Origin of the sequence: Actinoplanes sp. NPDC051470, assembly GCF_040682035.1 — a bacterium.
Taxonomy (GTDB): domain Bacteria; phylum Actinomycetota; class Actinomycetes; order Mycobacteriales; family Micromonosporaceae; genus Actinoplanes.
Genome location: NZ_JBFBAA010000028.1, coordinates 1 through 17,002, shown reverse-complemented (window position 1 = coordinate 17,002; position 17,002 = coordinate 1). Strand labels below are relative to the sequence as shown.

Annotated in this window: 19 protein-coding genes; 16 read left to right on the top strand and 3 right to left on the bottom strand. The window is 71.4% G+C overall.

The features are described from left to right. Window positions 1-43: 43 nt before the first annotated feature. A complete protein-coding gene (locus tag AB0M54_RS36050) occupies window positions 44-646 on the bottom strand; it encodes a hypothetical protein (protein ID WP_364321549.1) in 603 nt (200 codons plus the stop codon). Next, window positions 643-1,521 carry an ATP-binding cassette domain-containing protein gene (locus AB0M54_RS36045; protein WP_364321552.1) on the bottom strand — a complete coding sequence of 293 codons (879 nt, stop codon included), beginning with the start codon at window positions 1,519-1,521 and terminating at the stop codon, window positions 643-645. The genes AB0M54_RS36050 and AB0M54_RS36045 overlap by 4 nt, the downstream gene beginning before the upstream one ends. 49 nt (window positions 1,522-1,570) lie before the next feature. Between AB0M54_RS36045 and AB0M54_RS36040 the strand changes: the two genes are divergently transcribed. Beyond that, window positions 1,571-2,494, top strand: a complete 924-nt coding sequence (locus AB0M54_RS36040; protein ID WP_364321555.1) for a diacylglycerol kinase family protein — start codon at window positions 1,571-1,573, stop codon at window positions 2,492-2,494. A 78-nt stretch (window positions 2,495-2,572) separates the two neighbouring features. Beyond that, on the top strand, window positions 2,573-3,679 hold the full coding sequence (locus AB0M54_RS36035) for a serine hydrolase domain-containing protein (RefSeq protein WP_364321558.1): 1,107 nt from the start codon (window positions 2,573-2,575) through the stop codon (window positions 3,677-3,679). 37 nt (window positions 3,680-3,716) lie between these two features. On the opposite strand, the gene AB0M54_RS36030 is transcribed toward AB0M54_RS36035, so the two are convergent. Beyond that, entirely contained in the window at window positions 3,717-4,697 is a 981-nt protein-coding gene (locus tag AB0M54_RS36030; protein ID WP_364321561.1) for a sugar-binding transcriptional regulator, read from the bottom strand. A gap of 133 nt (window positions 4,698-4,830) precedes the next feature. Between AB0M54_RS36030 and AB0M54_RS36025 the strand changes: the two genes are divergently transcribed. The 14 genes from AB0M54_RS36025 to AB0M54_RS35960 all read left to right on the top strand — a co-directional run bounded on the left by AB0M54_RS36025 (window position 4,831) and on the right by AB0M54_RS35960 (window position 16,858). Beyond that, window positions 4,831-5,472: a DUF2291 domain-containing protein gene (locus AB0M54_RS36025; RefSeq protein ID WP_364476299.1), complete on the top strand. Its 642-nt coding sequence runs from the start codon at window positions 4,831-4,833 to the stop codon at window positions 5,470-5,472. Beyond that, complete coding sequence (locus tag AB0M54_RS36020; RefSeq protein WP_364476297.1) at window positions 5,469-6,977, top strand: sugar ABC transporter ATP-binding protein; 1,509 nt, start codon at window positions 5,469-5,471, stop codon at window positions 6,975-6,977. Before AB0M54_RS36025 ends, AB0M54_RS36020 begins: the two co-directional genes overlap by 4 nt. Next, entirely contained in the window at window positions 6,974-8,047 is a 1,074-nt protein-coding gene (locus tag AB0M54_RS36015) for an ABC transporter permease (protein WP_364476295.1), read from the top strand. The genes AB0M54_RS36020 and AB0M54_RS36015 overlap by 4 nt, the downstream gene beginning before the upstream one ends. Window positions 8,048-8,061: 14 nt before the next feature. After that, a complete protein-coding gene (locus tag AB0M54_RS36010) occupies window positions 8,062-9,054 on the top strand; it encodes a D-ribose ABC transporter substrate-binding protein (protein ID WP_364321571.1) in 993 nt (330 codons plus the stop codon). Window positions 9,055-9,095: 41 nt separating this feature from the next. Beyond that, on the top strand, window positions 9,096-9,977 hold the full coding sequence (locus AB0M54_RS36005; protein ID WP_364321574.1) for a transketolase: 882 nt from the start codon (window positions 9,096-9,098) through the stop codon (window positions 9,975-9,977). Next, window positions 9,974-10,933, top strand: coding sequence for a transketolase C-terminal domain-containing protein (locus tag AB0M54_RS36000; protein WP_364476293.1), 960 nt, complete (start codon window positions 9,974-9,976; stop codon window positions 10,931-10,933). The genes AB0M54_RS36005 and AB0M54_RS36000 overlap by 4 nt, the downstream gene beginning before the upstream one ends. Then, entirely contained in the window at window positions 10,926-12,371 is a 1,446-nt protein-coding gene (locus AB0M54_RS35995; RefSeq protein ID WP_364476291.1) for an FGGY family carbohydrate kinase, read from the top strand. The genes AB0M54_RS36000 and AB0M54_RS35995 overlap by 8 nt, the downstream gene beginning before the upstream one ends. Before the next feature lie 5 nt (window positions 12,372-12,376). Next, entirely contained in the window at window positions 12,377-13,357 is a 981-nt protein-coding gene (locus tag AB0M54_RS35990; protein ID WP_364476289.1) for a sugar phosphate isomerase/epimerase family protein, read from the top strand. A gap of 77 nt (window positions 13,358-13,434) precedes the next feature. Further along, window positions 13,435-14,109, top strand: coding sequence for a hypothetical protein (locus AB0M54_RS35985; protein ID WP_364476287.1), 675 nt, complete (start codon window positions 13,435-13,437; stop codon window positions 14,107-14,109). Beyond that, complete coding sequence (locus tag AB0M54_RS35980; protein WP_364476285.1) at window positions 14,106-14,714, top strand: response regulator transcription factor; 609 nt, start codon at window positions 14,106-14,108, stop codon at window positions 14,712-14,714. The genes AB0M54_RS35985 and AB0M54_RS35980 overlap by 4 nt, the downstream gene beginning before the upstream one ends. Window positions 14,715-14,753: 39 nt before the next feature. Continuing rightward, window positions 14,754-15,083 carry a metalloregulator ArsR/SmtB family transcription factor gene (locus AB0M54_RS35975; protein WP_364321589.1) on the top strand — a complete coding sequence of 110 codons (330 nt, stop codon included), beginning with the start codon at window positions 14,754-14,756 and terminating at the stop codon, window positions 15,081-15,083. Further along, window positions 15,080-15,547, top strand: a complete 468-nt coding sequence (locus tag AB0M54_RS35970) for an SRPBCC domain-containing protein (RefSeq protein ID WP_364476283.1) — start codon at window positions 15,080-15,082, stop codon at window positions 15,545-15,547. Before AB0M54_RS35975 ends, AB0M54_RS35970 begins: the two co-directional genes overlap by 4 nt. A 26-nt stretch (window positions 15,548-15,573) precedes the next feature. After that, window positions 15,574-16,350: an inositol monophosphatase family protein gene (locus AB0M54_RS35965; RefSeq protein ID WP_364321595.1), complete on the top strand. Its 777-nt coding sequence runs from the start codon at window positions 15,574-15,576 to the stop codon at window positions 16,348-16,350. A 142-nt stretch (window positions 16,351-16,492) separates the two neighbouring features. Next, a complete protein-coding gene (locus AB0M54_RS35960) occupies window positions 16,493-16,858 on the top strand; it encodes a hypothetical protein (RefSeq protein ID WP_364321598.1) in 366 nt (121 codons plus the stop codon). The last annotated feature ends 144 nt before the right edge of the window (window positions 16,859-17,002 follow it).

Here is a 17,002-nt window from a genome sequence, read left to right as displayed (position 1 = left end):
GACTTCCGCTGACCGGAACAGAGAGGACCGGGACGCGGGGCCGTCAGTCTCCGGTCAGATCCCGGCGGATGGCGATCACCGCGCCCAGCAGGGCGGCGCCCGTCCAGGCGGCGAAGACCCAGAGCAGATGGGTGTCGCCGGCGGCGGCGCGCAGGAACGCGGAGAACGGCAGCGGGCTCTCCAGGCGGCCGAACAGGCCCTCGACGAAGATGACCCAGCCGGCCGCCGCCCCCAGCAGCCACAGCGGGCGGCGGAGCACGGACGCGGTGGCGACGCCGAACACCGCCACGAGCGGCACCGCGGCCAGCGTGGCCCGGTACTCGGCCAGGTCACCCCAGTTGATCACGCCGAGGCCGCTGACCACCGCGATGACCGTAGCCACGGCCGCGGCGCTCAGGCACTGGGCGGCCAGCACCAGCAGGCGGCGGGGGCGGCCCAGGAACAGCAGCAGCGCGGTCCGGTGCTGGTAGTGCTGGGCGGTCAGCATCACGGCCAGCCCGAACGAGCCCAGGCCGGCGAACAGCGACCAGAACGCGGTGTCGAAGATGCCGAAGGTCAGGCCGAGCGCGACCGTCACGCCGATCGACACCCAGCCCGAGCGCAGGGCGAACGTGCGGTACAGCTCGCTGCGCAGCAGGCCGATCATCGGGCGCCGGCCAGGCTCAGGAAGATCTGCTCCAGGTTGGGGCGCTCGGACACCAGCTCGTACAGCGGCACCCGGGCCCGCAGGGCGATCTCGCCGGCGTCCTCGGCGGTCAGGCCCTCGACCAGCAGCGCCCGGCCGTCGGTCTCGACGAAGGCGCCGGCTTGCGCGTACGCCTGCCGGAGCAGTTGGTGATCGCCGCCGCGTACCCGGATCCTCTGGGTCTGCGCGTCTTCCAGCTCCCGCAGCGAGGTCTGCAGCCGCACCCGGCCCGCGGCGATGATCACCACGTCGTCGACCAGCTGTTCGAGCTCGGCCAGCAGGTGGCTGGAGATCAGCACGGTGCCGCCGCGGCCGGCGTGCTCGCGAAGCAGGTCGCGCAGCCAGGCCATGCCGGAGGGGTCCAGGCCGTTGGCCGGCTCGTCGAGGACGAGTACGGGCGGCTCGCCGAGCAGCGCCGTGGCCACCGCGAGGCGCTGCCGCATGCCCAGCGAGTAGTCCCCCGTCCGGGTGGTGGCGGCGCCGGCCAGCCCGACGTACTCCAGCAGGTCGTCGACCCGCCGCCGGCTCGCGCCGCACAGCAACGCCTGCGTGGTCAGATGGCCGCGCCCGGTCAGACCCGGGTGGCTGATTCCCTGCTCGAGGACCGCGCCGATCTCCCGCTGCGGCCGCCGGAGCTTCAGGTAGTGGCGGCCGTTGATGAGCGCGGCGCCGCTGTCGGCCCGGGCCAGCGCCAGCAGGATGCGCATCGTGGTCGTCTTGCCCGAGCCGTTCAGCCCGAGGAATCCGGTGACCCGGCCGGGCGCGGCGCCGAACGTGACGTCCTCGATCGCCGCGACGCGCCGGTACCGCTTGGTCAGCTCCCGGATCTCGATCATGGGTGGGTATTAAACACGGATTCCGAGGTGCGGACGGTACGGTTCCGGCGTGCGCACCAAGCAGCAGCTGACCGAGGACATCCGGCAACACCGGCGCGCGGCCCTCGTGGTCAACGCGCGGTCGAGGCGCGGGCGGCGGCTCTACGAGGCAGTACGCACGCGCCTGCTCGCCGCCGGGGTCACCCTGCTCGCCGACCTGCCGGTCGAGGGCGACCTCGAACAGGCGCTCGACCAGGCCCTGGCCGGCGGCGCCGACCTGATCATCGCGGGCGGCGGCGACGGCACGATCAGCACGGCCGGCCGCATGCTCGCCCACCAGGACATGGCCCTGGGCCTGCTGCCGTTGGGGACGACAAACAATTTCGCGCGTACGGCCAGAGTGCCGCTCGCCCTCGACCAGGCGGTCGCCACCCTGGTCGGCGGCAAGGTGGTCGACGTCGACCTGGGCCTGGCCGACGGCGTGCCCTTCACCAACCACGTCGGCGTGGGCCTGTCCGCCGACGTCATGCTCAAGTCGCCGCACCTGCTCAAACGGGTCTCCGGCCGGCTCGCGTACCCGCTGACCGCCCTTGGTCTTCTCACCCGGCACCGCCCGATGAAGGTGGTGGTGCGCGCCGACGGCCGCGAGCACTCCTTCCACACCCACCAGCTGTACGTGGCCAACGGCGGATTCCACGCCGGCCGCCCGATCACCGCCGACGCCGACGCCGACGACCGCCTCCTGGTCGCCTACGCGGTGGGCGGCCCCGGCAAGGCCGGCCTGCTCCGTGAAACCGCCCGCAACGCGGCCACCGGCCACCGCCGCTCCCAGCACCACGACCCGTTCCTGGCCGTCGGCGAACTCACCCTGGAGACCGACCGCCCGGCTCGCGTCGAGGTCGACGGCGAACTACGAGGCCAGACCCCGCTGCGCATCGGCCTCGACCCCAACGCCCTGCGCATCATGGCCCCGGAGGACACCCCGGACCGCTAGCCGCGCGGCGCGGTCTCAGGGGCGGCTCAGGGTGTTCCCCCGATCTGTCTGAGCCACAGTGGACGGCAAGCTCGGCGCATGCGATTCATCCCTGTTTCTCTGCTCGTGGCCGCTCTGGTCGTGGTCACACCCGGCGCGGCGACGGCCGCCCCGGTCTCTCCTCCGCTGAATACCGCCGCGCTGGAGGCGGCTCTCGACGACCTGCCCGACGATGAGGCCAGCGCCGCTCTGATCCAGGTCCGCGGGTCGTCCGGGGAGTGGTCGGGCACGGCCGGGCGGATCTCCGTGGAGTCGGAACGCCCGCCCAGCATCGACAGCCGGTTCCGGATCGGGTCGATGACCAAGACGTTCACGGCGGCCGTGGTGCTTCAGCTGGCGGCGGAGGGCCGGCTGCGACTCGACGGCACCGTCCAGCAGTACCTGCCCGGACTGCTGCCCAGCTCCTATCGGCCGATCACGGTCCGGCACCTGCTCACGTTCACCAGCGGGCTGAACGGCCAGGAACTGCCGCACAAGACGCCCGAATGGTTCTTCGAGCACCGGTACGACCACTGGGCCCCGGGCAGCCAGCTCGACCTGACCAAGCCCCTGGCGTTCAAGCCGGGCTGCCGCCAGCGCTACGGCAACATCGACTACATCGTGGCCGGGCTGGTGATCGAGAAGGTGACCGGCCACCGCTGGGCCGACGAGGTGACCCGCCGGATCATCCGCCCGCTGGGCCTGACCGGCACAAGCGTTCCCGGCGACGACATCCGCATCCCGGAACCGCACGTACACGGTTACGAGGCGACGGCCGAGGGATGGCGCGACGTCACCCTGGCCAACCCGTCGCTGCAGTGGTCCGCCGCCTCGATGATCTCGACCGCCGACGACCTCGACCGCTTCCTGGTCGCCCTGTTCACCGGCCGGCTGGTCCCGGAGCCGCAGCTCGCCGAGATGTTCACCGTCCCCGCGGTGACCGACTTCAGCACCGGGAAGCCGGCCGTGTACTCCGCCGGCCTGACCCGCCTCGACCTGGGCGGTCAGGTGCTGTGGGGGAAGAGCGGCGACCGCCCCGGCTACAACAACGGCATCGGCGCCACCCGTGACCTGTCCCGGCGCCTGGCCTACTCGGTCAACACGCTGCGCATGGGCGGCGACCAGCCGGCCCGCGCCGAGCGCATCATCATGGCCGCCCTGAGCTAGCCGGACATCGCCTTGTAGCTCCCGTCCCGGGCGACGGTCACCGGATCAGGTCGGTGGCCGTTGCCTGGTCGGTGATCAGGACGCTGAGCCAGCCGCCCTGCAGGGCGGCCCGGATGGCGTTCCACTTGCGTTCGCCGCCGGCCACGCCGACCCGGCGGGGGACGGCCCGCAGCAGGTCGGCGGTGATGCCGAGGACGCGGTCGTCCAGTTCGGACGGCAGGTGACGGCCGGCGGCGTCGAAGAAGCGCATGCACACGTCGCCGATGGCGCCCTGGTCGCGGAGGCGGTGTTCCTCCTCGGCGGCGATGGCGTTGCCCGACTCGCGGAGCAGGGTGGACGGTTCCAGGCTGCCCACGCCGACCAGGGCCACGGTCAGGTCCTCGCAGGCTTTCAGGACCTCGGCGATGGCCGGCTCGCGGACCAGGGCCTCGCGCATCGACGGTGTCGCCACCAGGCCGGGGGCGACCAGGTAGACCGCCTCGGCGCGGGTGTTGCGGGCCAGGCCGCCGGTCAGCCTGGTCGCCTGGCTCTGGGCCGCGCTGGTGCCGACGCCGCCGAGGATCTGGACGACCCGCTCGGCGGCCAGGCTGGGGGCCGGGTGCATGGCCTCGACGGTGGCCAGCAGGGTGGCGCTCCACGAGGAGATGCCGATGCGGTCGTCGCGGGAGATGGTGGTCTCCAGGTAGACGGCGGCGGCCGCGGCGATGGCCCGGGTGACCGCCCGCTCCTCGGCCAGGCCGTCGGTGTCGGCCACCACGACCTCGCTCAGGCCGTACTTCTGCTCGACCGCCTCTTCCAGCTCGGCGTGCACGCCACGCGGGGTGATCACCGCGGTGCGCACGATGCCCGCCGCGACTGCCTGCTTGAGCAGCCGGGACACCCGAGGCTGGGAGATGTGCAGGTGCTCGGCGATCTGCGGCTGGCGCAGGCCGCGCTCGTGGTACATCCGGGCGACCTTGGTGAGGAGGCGGACGTGCTCGGCCGCGACCCCGAGGTGCGGGTCGACCTGTGGGCTCACTGAATGCCTCCTGTTCCGTCGCCGAAGCGTAGCGAAACCCTGCGAAAACCCGGCCGGGACCAGCCCGTTGACAGACCGGACACCTCCAGTTCACAGTAGGGGCATGTCCAATCGCCAGTGAATGGATATTCACATGAAGATTCGCCTGGCCCTCGCCGGCCTCCTCCTGATGGGGTCGCTCACCGCCTGCTCCCGGGTCCCCGGGGTGTACGCCTACGAGAAGGACGGGACGGTGCGAGCCGGCGCCGCGGCGCCCTTCGACCCCAGGACGTACGTGGACGGCATCTGGGCGAGCAAGGTCCTGCCGACCGTCCAGCAGAACGCGGTGGACGTGACCACGGTCGCGGCCGCGATCGAGAAGGACCCGGCGGCGGCCGGCCGGCAGTACGGCAAGCGGACCGGCACCGGCAGCCCGTTCGCGTACCTGGTCAAGGGCACCGGCACGGTCACCGAGGTCGACACCGACGCGCCGACCGGGCCGCTGACCGTCGAGATCCCGGGCGCGAAACCGCTGAAGATCTCGATCGCCACCGGGCCGGTGGTCGCGGGCACGGCGATCCGGGACGGCGTGGGCTTCATCAAGTTCGGCGACTTCACCAACCAGATCGACTACCAGAACGTCGCCAACCAGCTCAACAACCGGGTCAAGACCGACGTGATCACCAAGGTCCCGGTCAAGGACCTGAAGGGCAAGAAGGTCACCTTCGCCGGGGCGTTCTCCGCGCTCGCGCCGGGCTCGATCCTGGTCGTGCCGACCGATTTGACGGCGTCATGAACGAGGTCGTGCAGGCGAAGAACGTCAGCAAGAGCTACGGCGGCGTCCGAGCTCTCAAGGACGTCACGTTCACCGCCTACCGCGGCAAGGTCAACGTGCTGGTCGGCGAGAACGGCGCCGGCAAGTCGACGCTGATGAAGATCCTCTCCGGCTCGGAACAGCCGACCAGCGGCGAGATCCTGCTCGAGGGCGAGCCGGTCACGCTGAGCACGCCGCGAGACGCACAACAGCGAGGCATCGGGATCATCCACCAGGAACTGAGCCTGTTCCCGAACATGACCGTCGCCCAGAACATGTTCGCCGGCCGGGAACCGCGGCGGAAGGGCCGCTTCGTCGACGACCGGGAACAGCGCCGCCGTACCCGCGAGGTCCTGAACCGGCTGGGTCAGGACCTCGATCCGGACACCCTGGTCGGTGACCTGCCGATCGGCCAGCAGCAGCTGGTCGAGATCGGCCGGGTGCTGCTCGAGCACGTTCGCGTGCTGATCATGGACGAGCCCACCTCGGCGCTCTCCAACCACGAGGTGGACGTGCTGTTCCGGGTGATGGGCGACCTCCGCGCGGAGGACGTCACGGTCATCTACATCTCGCACAAGCTGGACGAGTTCCGGCGGATCGGCGACTTCGTGACCGTCTTCCGCGACGGCGGCCTGGTCGCGCACGAGCCGATGAGCGAGACCGACACCGCGTGGATCGTGCGGCAGATGGTCGGCCGGGACCCCGACTCGCTGTACGTGCGGAACACCTCGGCGACCGGCGACGTGCTGCTCGACGTGCGGGGGCTGACCGTGCTCGGCCCGACCCGCCCGCTGGTCGACGACGTCTCGCTGAGTGTCCGCGCCGGCGAGGTGGTCGGCGTGTACGGCCTGATGGGCGCCGGCCGCACCGAGCTGGTCGAGTGCCTGATGGGCATGCGCCCGGCCGACGCCGGCCAGGTGTCGGTCCGCGGCCGGGTCGAGACCCGGGCCACCGTGCAGGCGCGGATGGACGCCGGCCTGGCCCTGGTGCCCGAGGACCGGCAGCGCGACGGCCTGGTGCCGACCATGTCCGTACGCGACAACATCCTGCTCGCCACGATCGGCGACCTCACCCGGGGCGGCCTGCTGCGGGGCGGCCGGGAGCAGTCCACCGCCGCGGCCAAGGTCGCCGAGCTGGCCATCAAGATCCCCGGCCTGGCCGGGCTGGTCACCTCGCTCAGCGGCGGCAACCAGCAGAAGGTGGTGCTGGCCCGGGCGCTGCTCACCGAGCCGGCCGTGCTGCTGCTGGACGAGCCGACCCGCGGCATCGACGTCGGCGCCAAGGCCCAGATCGCGAAGCTGATGGCCGAGCTGGCCGCCCAGGGCTACGGCGTGCTGTTCATCTCGTCCGAGCTCGCGGAGGTGATCGCCATGGCCGATCGGGTGCTGGTGATGGCCCGCGGCCGCCTGACCGCCGAGTTCACCGCGGCCGATGTCACCGAAGAGGCGCTGGTCAGCGCCTCCGCGAGCGAAAAGGTCCTGGAATGACTGACACCGAAGTCCGCACCCCCGCCCCGGCGTCGGCGCCACCGGCAAAAGGGAACGTCGCGCTGGCCAAGGCGGCTCTGTGGCTGCTTCGCGGGCGTACCCTCATCGTTCTTGTCGTTCTGGTCGTGATCTTCAGCGCGATCTCGTCGGAGTACCTGACGCAGAGCAACCTGATCCTGATGACCAAGCACGTGGCCATCAACGCGATCCTCGCCATCGGCGTCACGTTCGTCATCCTGACCGGCGGCATCGACCTGTCGGTGGGCTCGATCGCCGGCCTGTCCAGCATGATCGTCGGCGGGCTGCTGTTCAGCGGCCTGGACGTCGGCACCGGGCACATCTTCTTCTCGGTGGCCGTGGTGATCGTCATCGGGATCATCGTCGGGGCGCTGGTCGGCGGCCTGAACGGTCTGCTGGTCACCCGGTTCAAGGTGGCGCCGTTCATCGCCACGCTGGGCATCCTCTACGTGGCCCGGGGCGCGGCCCAGCTGCTCAGCGACGGCGGCACCTTCCCGGACCTGTCCGGCACGCCGGAACGCGGCAACGAGGGCTTCCGCTTCATCGGCGTGGACAGCCTGCTCGGCATCCCGGTCGCCGTCTGGATCATGGTCCTGGTCGCCGCCGCGGCGATCGTCGTGACCACCCGCACCCCGTTCGGCCGGCGGATCTTCGCGGTCGGCGGCAACGAGCGCGCGGCGGTGCTGTCCGGGATCCGGGTCAACCGGGTCAAGATCGCGGTGTACGTGATCTCGGGCGCCTGCGCCGCGCTGGCCGGCCTGCTGCTCACCTCCGAGCTGGGCGCGGCGTACCCGGACACCGCCACGACGTACGAGCTGAACGCGATCGCGGCGGCGGTCCTCGGTGGCACCGCCCTCGCCGGTGGCCGCGGCACGATCATCGGCACCGTGATGGGCGCCTTCGTGATCGGCTTCCTCTCCGACGGCCTGGTCCTGGTCGGCGTCTCCACGTTCTGGCAGTCCGTGGTCAAGGGCGCCGTGATCATCTTCGCCGTCGTCACCGAGCAGGCGCAGCAACGCCTCCAGTCGAGCCTCAACAAACGAACCGCTTAGAAGGGCGTACCCCCATGAAGGTCTTTCGTAAGACAGCGCTGGCCGCCTCGGCCGCGACGCTCCTGCTCCTGACCGCCGCCTGTGGTGGCGGCGACGACTCCGGCAGCACGTCCGGTGGCGGGAGCGCCGCGCCGGCCGCGTCCAAGCTCATCGTGATCATCACGCCCTCGCCGGACAACGTGTTCTTCAAGGCCGAGCAGGTCGCGGCCGACGCGCAGGCCAAGAAGCTCGGGTACGAGACGCTGGTGCTCAGCCACGACGACGACCCGACCAAGCAGAGCCAGCAGTTCGACACCGCGATCTCCCGCAAGGCGGCGGCGATCATCCTGGACAACGCCGGCGCCGACGCCTCCGAGGCGGCCATCCAGCGAGCCAAGGACGCCAAGATCCCGACCTTCCTGGTCGACCGGGAGATCAACAAGACCGGCGTCGCGGTGGCGCAGATCGTCTCCAACAACGCGCAGGGCGCCGGCCTCGGCGGCCAGGAGTTCGCCAAGCTGATGGGCAACAAGGGCGAGTACGCCGAGCTCACCGGCAAGGCCACCGACACCAACGCGGGCGTCCGCTCGCAGGGCTACCACGGCATCCTCGACCAGTTCCCGGACATGAAGATGGTGGCGCAGGAAAGCGCCAACTGGGACCAGGCCGAGGCGCTGCAGAAGACCCAGACGATCCTGCAGGCGCACCCGAACATCAAGGGCATCATTGCCGGCAACGACACCATGGCGCTCGGCGCGTACGCCGCGGTGCAGGCCTCGAAGAACAAGAAGATCATCGTCACCGGCTTCGACGGCAGCCCCGACGTGGTCGGCTCGATCCTCAAGGGCGGCATCAAGGCCACCGTGCTCCAGCCGGCCAGCCAGATCTCGCAGATGGCCGTCGACCAGGCCGACGCCTACCTCAAGGCCGGCGGGAAGACCGACCAGGCCGAGAAGCAGTCGATCGACTGCGTGCTGGTCAACGCCGACAACGCCAAGCAGGTCACGGACTTCGCGGTCAGCGGCTGACGTTGCCGCGGCTCGCCCCTCTCGTCCCTGGAAGGAAACCCATGCTGCTCGCCGATCCCCGCGCCGCCGCACTGTGGCAGCGGTTCCGCGCGGAGCTCATCGACGCCGACCCCGGCCGGCGCCGCGAACTCCTGCGACAGCGGGCGAATCAGTCCCGCGTGACCGATCTGGTCATGATCAGTCACGCGGGCCTCGGCCACGCCGGCGGTGACATGTCCGTCCTCGACATCCTCACCACGCTCTACTTCGGCGTGCTGCGCGTCGACCCGGAGAAGCCGGACTGGGCCGACCGCGACCGCCTGGTGCTCAGCAAGGGCCACACGGCCGGCGCGCTCTACACCACCCTGGCCGCGGCCGGGTTCTTCGCCGAGAGCGAGCTGGAGACCTTCGCCGGCCCGCTGTCCGCGCTCAACGGCCACCCCAACCGGGTCAAGGTGCCGGGCGTGGAGACCAACACCGGCCCGCTCGGGCACGGCCTGCCGGTCTCGGTCGGCATGGCCGTCGGCGCGAGGCTGGCCGGCTCGGCCCGGCACGTCTACGTGGTGCTCGGCGACGGCGAGCTGCAGGAGGGCAGCAACTGGGAGGCGGCGATGACGGCCGGGCACCGCAGGCTCGCCAACCTCACCGCGGTGGTCGACCGCAACCGCCTCCAGCAGGGCGCGGGCACCGAGGACACCAACTCGCTCGACCCGCTCGACGACAAGTTCCGGGCCTTCGGCTGGGACGTGGTCGAGCTCGACGGCCACGACCACCTGGCGCTGCTGGACGCGTTCCAGGCCTCGCGCGGCGAGCGCCCGCTCTGCGTCATCGCCAACACGATCAAGGGAAGGGGCATCTCCTTCATGGAGGACCGCGTCGAGTGGCACCACAAGGTGCCGACCCCCGAGCAGATCACCCTCGCGACCGCGGAGCTGGCCCGATGACCACGACCACCGAACCGGTGTACGACAACCGGGTGGCCTTCGCCGAGGAGCTGATCGCGCTGGCCCGGACGGACGAGCGGATCGTGGCGGTGTGCAACGACTCGGTCGGCTCCAGCAACCTCGGCGGGTTCGCCCGGGAGTTCCCGGACCGGCTGATCAACGTCGGCATCGCCGAGCAGGACATGGTCGGCATCGGCGCCGGGCTCGCCCTCAGCGGGTACGTGCCGTTCGTCTGCGCCGCGGCGCCGTTCCTCACCGGGCGGGCGCTGGAGCAGATCAAGGCCGACGTGGCGTACAGCCGGTCGCCGGTCGTGCTGTGCGGGATGAGCCCCGGCCTGGCGTACGGCGAGCTCGGCCCCACCCACCACTCGATCGAGGACCTGTCCTGGCTGCGGGCGATCGCCGGCCTGGGCATCGTGGTGCCCGCAGACGACGCCGAGACCCGCTCCGCGGTGCGCTGGGCGGCCGGCGCGGCCACGCCCGTGTACCTGCGCATCGGCCGGTTCAAGGTGCCGTCGGTGGGCGCGGATTTCCGGTTCGGCGTCGCGGGGAGCCTGCGCGATGGTACGGATGTCACGGTGGTCGCGACCGGAACGATGGTGTCCCGCGCCCTGCGGGCCGCCGAGGAGGCCGCCGCCGAAGGGGTGTCCGTGCGGGTGCTGAACATGTCGACGATCGCGCCGCTCGACGAGGACGGGATCCGCCGGGCGATGCGCGAGACCGGGGCGATCGTGACCGCCGAGGAGGCGACCACGACCGGTGGGCTGGGCGCGGCCGTCGCCGCGGTGGTCGTCACCGAGCCGCGGCCGGTGCCGATGCGCCTGCTCGGCATCCACCGCGAGTTCGCGCCCACCGGCGCCACGGCGTACCTGCTGGAACACTTCGGCCTGACCGCCGGCGACATCCGCGCGGCGGCGGTTTCACTCGCCCGTTCTCTCACCCGGCCCGATGGCTGACTTTGTCGTGGCCGTCGACCAGGGCACCAGCTCGACCAAGGCGTTGCTGGTCGACCGGTCCGGCGCGGTAGTCGCGTCGGGCTCGGCGCCGGTCGGCATCGCGTACCCCTCACCGGGTTGGGTCGAGCAGGACGCCCAGGACATCCTCCGGGGCGTGCGCCTGGCCGCCGCCGCAGCGTTGCGGGATGTCGATCCGGCCCGGGTGGTCGCGGTCGGGCTGAGCACGCAGCGGGAGTCGGCGCTGGTCTGGGACCGTGTTTCGGGCGAGCCGCTGGGGCCGGTGCTCGGGTGGCAGGACCAGCGCTCCCGCGACATCTGCATCCGGTTGCGCGGTTCTGAGAAGGAGATCGCTTCGCTGAGCGGCCTCCCGCTGGACCCGATGTTCAGCGCGGCCAAGCTGCGGTGGCTGCTGGATGCGGCGCCGTCCGCGTCGGCGGTGGGCACGGTCGACAGCTGGCTGGTGTACGCGCTGACCGGCGCCCACCACATCGAACGGGGCAACGCGTCCCGGACCCAGCTGCTGGACGTGCGGACCGGGACCTGGTCGCCGCGCCTCCTTTCCCTCTTCGGCATTCCCGCGTCCGTGCTGCCGGAGATCACCCCGTCGAGCGGCGACCTGGGCGTGATCGGGCCGGCCGGTGGCGTCCTCGCGTCGCTGCCGATCCGCGCGATCCTCGGCGACTCGCATGCCGCGCTGTTCGCCCACGCCTCGTCGTCGGGCGGTTCGTTCGGCGGCGCTTTCGGTGGGGCCAAGGTCACCTACGGCACCGGCTCGTCCGTGATGGGCCTGCTGTCCTCTCCATCGACCGGCCTGGGCCTGACGATCGCCTGGGACGCGCCGGACGTGGTGCGTATAGGTGCGCAGAGCAAGAACACTGATGTACAGCTTGCGGCGGAAGGCAACATTCGCTCCAGCGGCGCCACGATCGGCTGGCTGGCGACGCTGCTCGGGGTATCGACGGAGCGGGTCGCCGAGCTGGCGCGGGGCGCGAGCAGCGACGGCGTGTTCCTGGTCCCGGCGTTCGGCGGGCTGGCCGCGCCGTGGTGGGACGACGCCGCCTCCGGGCTGATCACCGGCCTGTCGCTGGGCAGCGGCCCGGCCCAGCTGGCCGCGGCCGCCCTCGAATCGATCGCCCACCAGGTGACCGACGTCCTCGACGACCTGCCGGACGTGAGGCAGGTGCTCGCCGACGGCGGGGCGAGCGCCAACGACCACCTCATACAGATCCAGGCCGATCTGGCCGGTGTGCCGGTGCGCCGCGCGCGTACCCGGAATCTCTCGGCCCTGGGCGCCGCGAACCTGGCCGCGCCCTGGCCGGCCGCGGCGATCGCCTACGACGAGTTCCGGCCCCGCATCGACCAGGACGACCGGTCCGCCCGCCGCTCGGCCTGGCGCGCCGCCGTCCACCGTGCCCTCACCACAGCAGTTGGGAGCTGACCCACATGACCGACTACCCGCGATTCGGCGCCGGCCTCTGGCACTTCGCCAGCTACCTCGACCGGTACGCCACCGACGGTTACGGCCCGTCGCGCACCACCCTGGACGCCATCAAGCTGGCCGGCGAGGTGGGCGACCTGTCGGTGGTCGACCTCAACTACCCGTTCACGCCGGGGGTCGGGCTGGCCGAGGTCAAGGACGCGCTCAAGACCGAGGGCCTCACCGCGATCGGCATCACCCCCGAGATCTACCTGCGTAAGCACAGCCGGGGCGCGTTCACCAACCCCGACCCGGCCGCCCGGAAGGACGCGCTGGACCTGATGCACGAGGCCGCCGGGATCGTCCGGGAGCTGGGCGCCGACTACGTGAAGATCTGGCCCGGCCAGGACGGCTGGGACTACCCGTTCCAGGTCAACCACAAGCAGCTGTGGAAGCTGGCCGTCGACGGCATGCGCGACCTGGCCGGCGCCCACCCCGACCTCAGGTTCGCCATCGAGTACAAGCCGCGCGAGCCGCGGGTGAAGATGACCTGGGACTCGGCCGCCCGTACCCTGCTCGGGATCGAACAGATCGGCCTCGACAACGTCGGTGTGCTGCTCGACTTCGGCCACAGCCTGTACGGCGGGGAGTCGCCGGCGGACGCCGCCCAGCTGATCATCGACCACGGCCGCTTGTTCGGCATGGACGTCAACGACAACCTCCGCGGCTGGGACGACGACCTGGTCGTCGGCACCGTCCACCTCACCGAGATCTTCGAGTTCTTCCACGTCCTGCGCCAGAACAACTGGGAGGGCGTGTGGCAGCTCGACCAGTTCCCGTTCCGGGAGGACAGCGTGGACGCCGCGAAGACCGCGATCGCCACCCTGAAGCGCCTGCACCGCTCGCTGGACCGGCTGGACACCGCGGCGCTGGCCGAGGCCCAGGAGCGCCAGGACGCGATGGCCGCCCAGCGCATCGTCCAGGCCGCCCTGTTCGGCGACGCCTAGCCATAAGTACCAGGCGTGGCCCTCGGTCGGTACTTCCGGCCGAGGGCCACGCTCGCGCGCCCGGCGAGGCTCGGCGCATGAGACGCATCGTCGCCCTCGACGTGCTGCGGGGCTTCGCCCTCTGCGGCATCCTGTTCGCCAACGTGAAGCCGATCGCCAACCGCGGCGCCGCGCTGAGCACCACCGATCTACCCTCCACGTGGGCCGAGACGGTCCTGCACGTGCTCGTCGACCAGCGCTTCTTCCCGATCTTCGCGCTGCTCTTCGGCATCGGCTTCGCGCTGATGGCCCGCTCCGCGCCGCGGGTCGTGCTCGTGCGCCGGCTGCTGGCCCTGCTCGCCATCGGGCTGGCCCACTTCTTCCTGCTGTGGAGAGGCGACATTCTCTCCGTGTACGCGACGGTCGGCCTGCTCGTCCTCCTGCCCTCGACGTGGCTGCCGCGTCGCGTGGTCGCGATCGCCGCCGTGGCACTGATCGTGCTGTCGGTGACCCTGCTGGGCGGCTACTACTCGGTCGTACCGGGGCTGTTCCTGCTCGGCTCGGCGCTGGTGCGCTACGACGTGGTCACCCGGCTGGACTCGGCGCCCTGGACGGCCGGGGCTCTCTTCCTGGTGGCCGCCGTGCCCGTGACGATCCTCCAGCTGCACGAGGTGGCCGTCCGGATCACGTGGCCGGTGGCCGGCCTGCTGACCGCCGGGGCGTACATCTGCGGGATCTTGATCTTGCTCAGAACCGTCTCGCGGGGACGGTGACCGCGGCGTTCCGGCCGCTGGGGCGGATGGCGCTGACCAACTACCTGACCGCGACCGTGCTGGTGCTGGTGATCGCGCGGGTGGTGGGCGACCCGGACAGCTGGGCGACCGGCCAGGTGGTCGCGGACGTCTGCCTGGTCGACATCCAGATGCCCGGCCTGACCGGACTGGACGTGACCCGTGCGCTGTCCGGGTTTCTCAAGGTCGTGATCATCACGACCTTCGACCTCGACGAGTACGTCCACGGCGCCCTGCGTGCGGGCGCGGTCGGGTTCATCCTCAAGGACTCCGGGCCGGCCATGCTCGCCGACGCGGTGCGCGCCGCGCACGCCGGCGACGCGATGGTCTCGCCGTCGATCACGATGCGCCTGATCCGCCACTTCGGCGCCCGCTCGCCCGGTCCGTCCGGCGCACCGCTGACCGATCGCGAGGTCGAGCTGGTCAGGTGCGTGGCGCGGGGCCGGACCAACCAGGAGATCGCCGACGAGCTGTTCCTCTCGCTGAGCACCGTGAAGAGCCACGTCGCGAACATCCAGACCAAGCTGGGCCTGCGCAATCGCACCGAGGTGGCCGCCTGGGCCTGGGCGAACCGGCTCATCACTTAGCCCTTGCGCTAACTATGGCCGCACGCAATACTTAGCCGCATGGCACAGTATTCGGCCGAGCTGGACGGGGTGTTCGTCGCCCTGGCCGACCCGACGCGGCGCGGCATCGTCCGGCGGCTGGGCCTCGGCCCGACCAGCGTCGGCGACCTCGCGAGCGAGTTCCCGATGACCCTGCCGTCGTTCATGAAGCACGTGCGCACGCTGGAGATCAACGGCCTGATCAAGACCACCAAGACCGGCCGGGTACGCACCTGCGTGCTGAACCGCCCGCGTCTGGCCCTGGTCGACGACTGGCTGGCCGAGCAGCGCCGCCTGTGGACCGAGCGCACCGACCGCCTGGAACGTTTCCTCGAGGAGGACCAACCGTGAACCCCGAGCTCGACCTGACCGTCGACCGCGTCATCCGGGCGCCGCGCGCCGCCGTGTGGCGCGCCTGGACCGACCCCGACCGCCTGGCCCGATGGTTCCTGCCGGCGCCGAGCAGGCTGCGCGTCGAACGCCTCGACGTCCGGCCGGGCGGCGCCCTGGTCACCAGCATGAGCGACGACGGTGTCGCCTTCGTCCCCCACCTCGACGCCACCTACCTGGTCGTCGACGACCAGGTGCGGATCGTGTTCACCAACGTCATCGACAGCTCCTGGCGCCCGGCCGACGCGCACCCGGTCCCGATGACCGCCGAGATCGCCCTCGCCGACCACCCCGACGGCACCGACTACCGCGTCATCGTCCGCCACGGCGACCCGGCGGCCCGGGCCCAGCACGAGAAGCTCGGCTTCGCCGACGGCTGGGGCATGGTCACCGCCCAGCTGGCCGCCCTGACCGAGGCCGAGTAGATCACCATCCGCTAGCGTGGCCGGTGATGGATCGAGACCTTCACGCGGCCCGCGACCTCGCCGCCGGCCTGGCCGTCCGGGCCGGCCGGCTCCAGGTCGACCGCCGCGACACCCTGCGGGTGGGCGCGCCCAAGGCCCACGCCAACGATGTCGTCTCCGACGTCGACATCGCCAGCGAACGTCTGATCGTGGACGCCATCCGGGAATCCTGGCCGGATGACGCGATCCAGGCCGAGGAGGGCCACGGCGGGGACGGCTCATCCGGCTGGAAGTGGGTCATCGACCCCCTCGACGGCACCCGCAACTACATCAGCCGCACCGGCCCGTGGTCGGTCTGCATCGCCCTGTACGAGGGTTCGGAGGCCCGCGTCGCCGTCGTGCACGAGCCGGTGGCGGCGGAGACGTTCAGCGCGATCGACGGCGGCGGCGCCGCCCTGAACGGCGAGCCGCTCTCCGTCTCCGGCGGCCCGCCCCTGGCCGAAGCCCTGGTGGGCGTCAGCTTCCAGCCCAACCCGGCCACCAAGGCCCGCGCCGGCCGCCTGATCCGGGAACTCCTGCCGGTGTCCGGCGACATCCGCCGCCTCCCGGCCGCGCTGAACCTGGTCTACCAGGCCGCCGGCCGGCTGAACGGCGGCGTGGCCCTGGACACGAACCTGTGGGACATCGCCGCGGGCGCCCTGATCGCCCGCGAGGCCGGCGTGATCCTGGGCGGCCACGGCCCCGACTTCACCACCGACCTGACCATCGGCGCCGCCCCCGAACTGTGGCCCGGCCTGTCGGCGAAGGTGCGTGCCGCCGCCTGACGGGCGACCCTGGGAGGGGCCCCGCCGTCGTCGATCTTTGGTACTGTCCGGCGGCGCTGCGGCGGTTCATCCAGCTGCGCACAGTAATTGTTCGGGGACGCCGCCCTGGTCGGGGCGGCGTGATGACTGATGCGAGGCTTTCGTGGGACTACTGATCCACCTCTTGATCCTGCCCTTCAAGCGCCCGATCATCGGGCTCCTCATCGGCCTCGCCATCCTCGGCGGGGTGTTCACCCACGACTGGGAGAACGAGCAACCGAGCTGCGGCGGGTCCACGATGGAACCCGGCGATGTCTGCCACAAGCTGAGCGACACCGACGGCAGCCTGGACAAGTCCTTCGACGACGTGAAGGCCCAGGACAAGCAGCTGCCGTACATCTTCGGCGGCCTGGGCGGCATCCTGGTGATCTCGGGCGCGGTGACCTGGCCCCTCAAGCGCCGTCGCGAGGCCGCCGCCCGCGAGGCCGCCGCCACCGCGGCCGCCACCGCGGTCCCCACCACGCCCTGACCCACCGGGCCTCGGCGAACGCGGTCACCGGCTCGACGACGTGTTACGGCGGGGCTAGTCCCTGTCGCCTCTGGCGAGGTGGCCCGTTCCGGGCTGAAAATGGGTGTTGGTCGCTCGCTGACGTCGTGTCTCCTTGATCCGTAC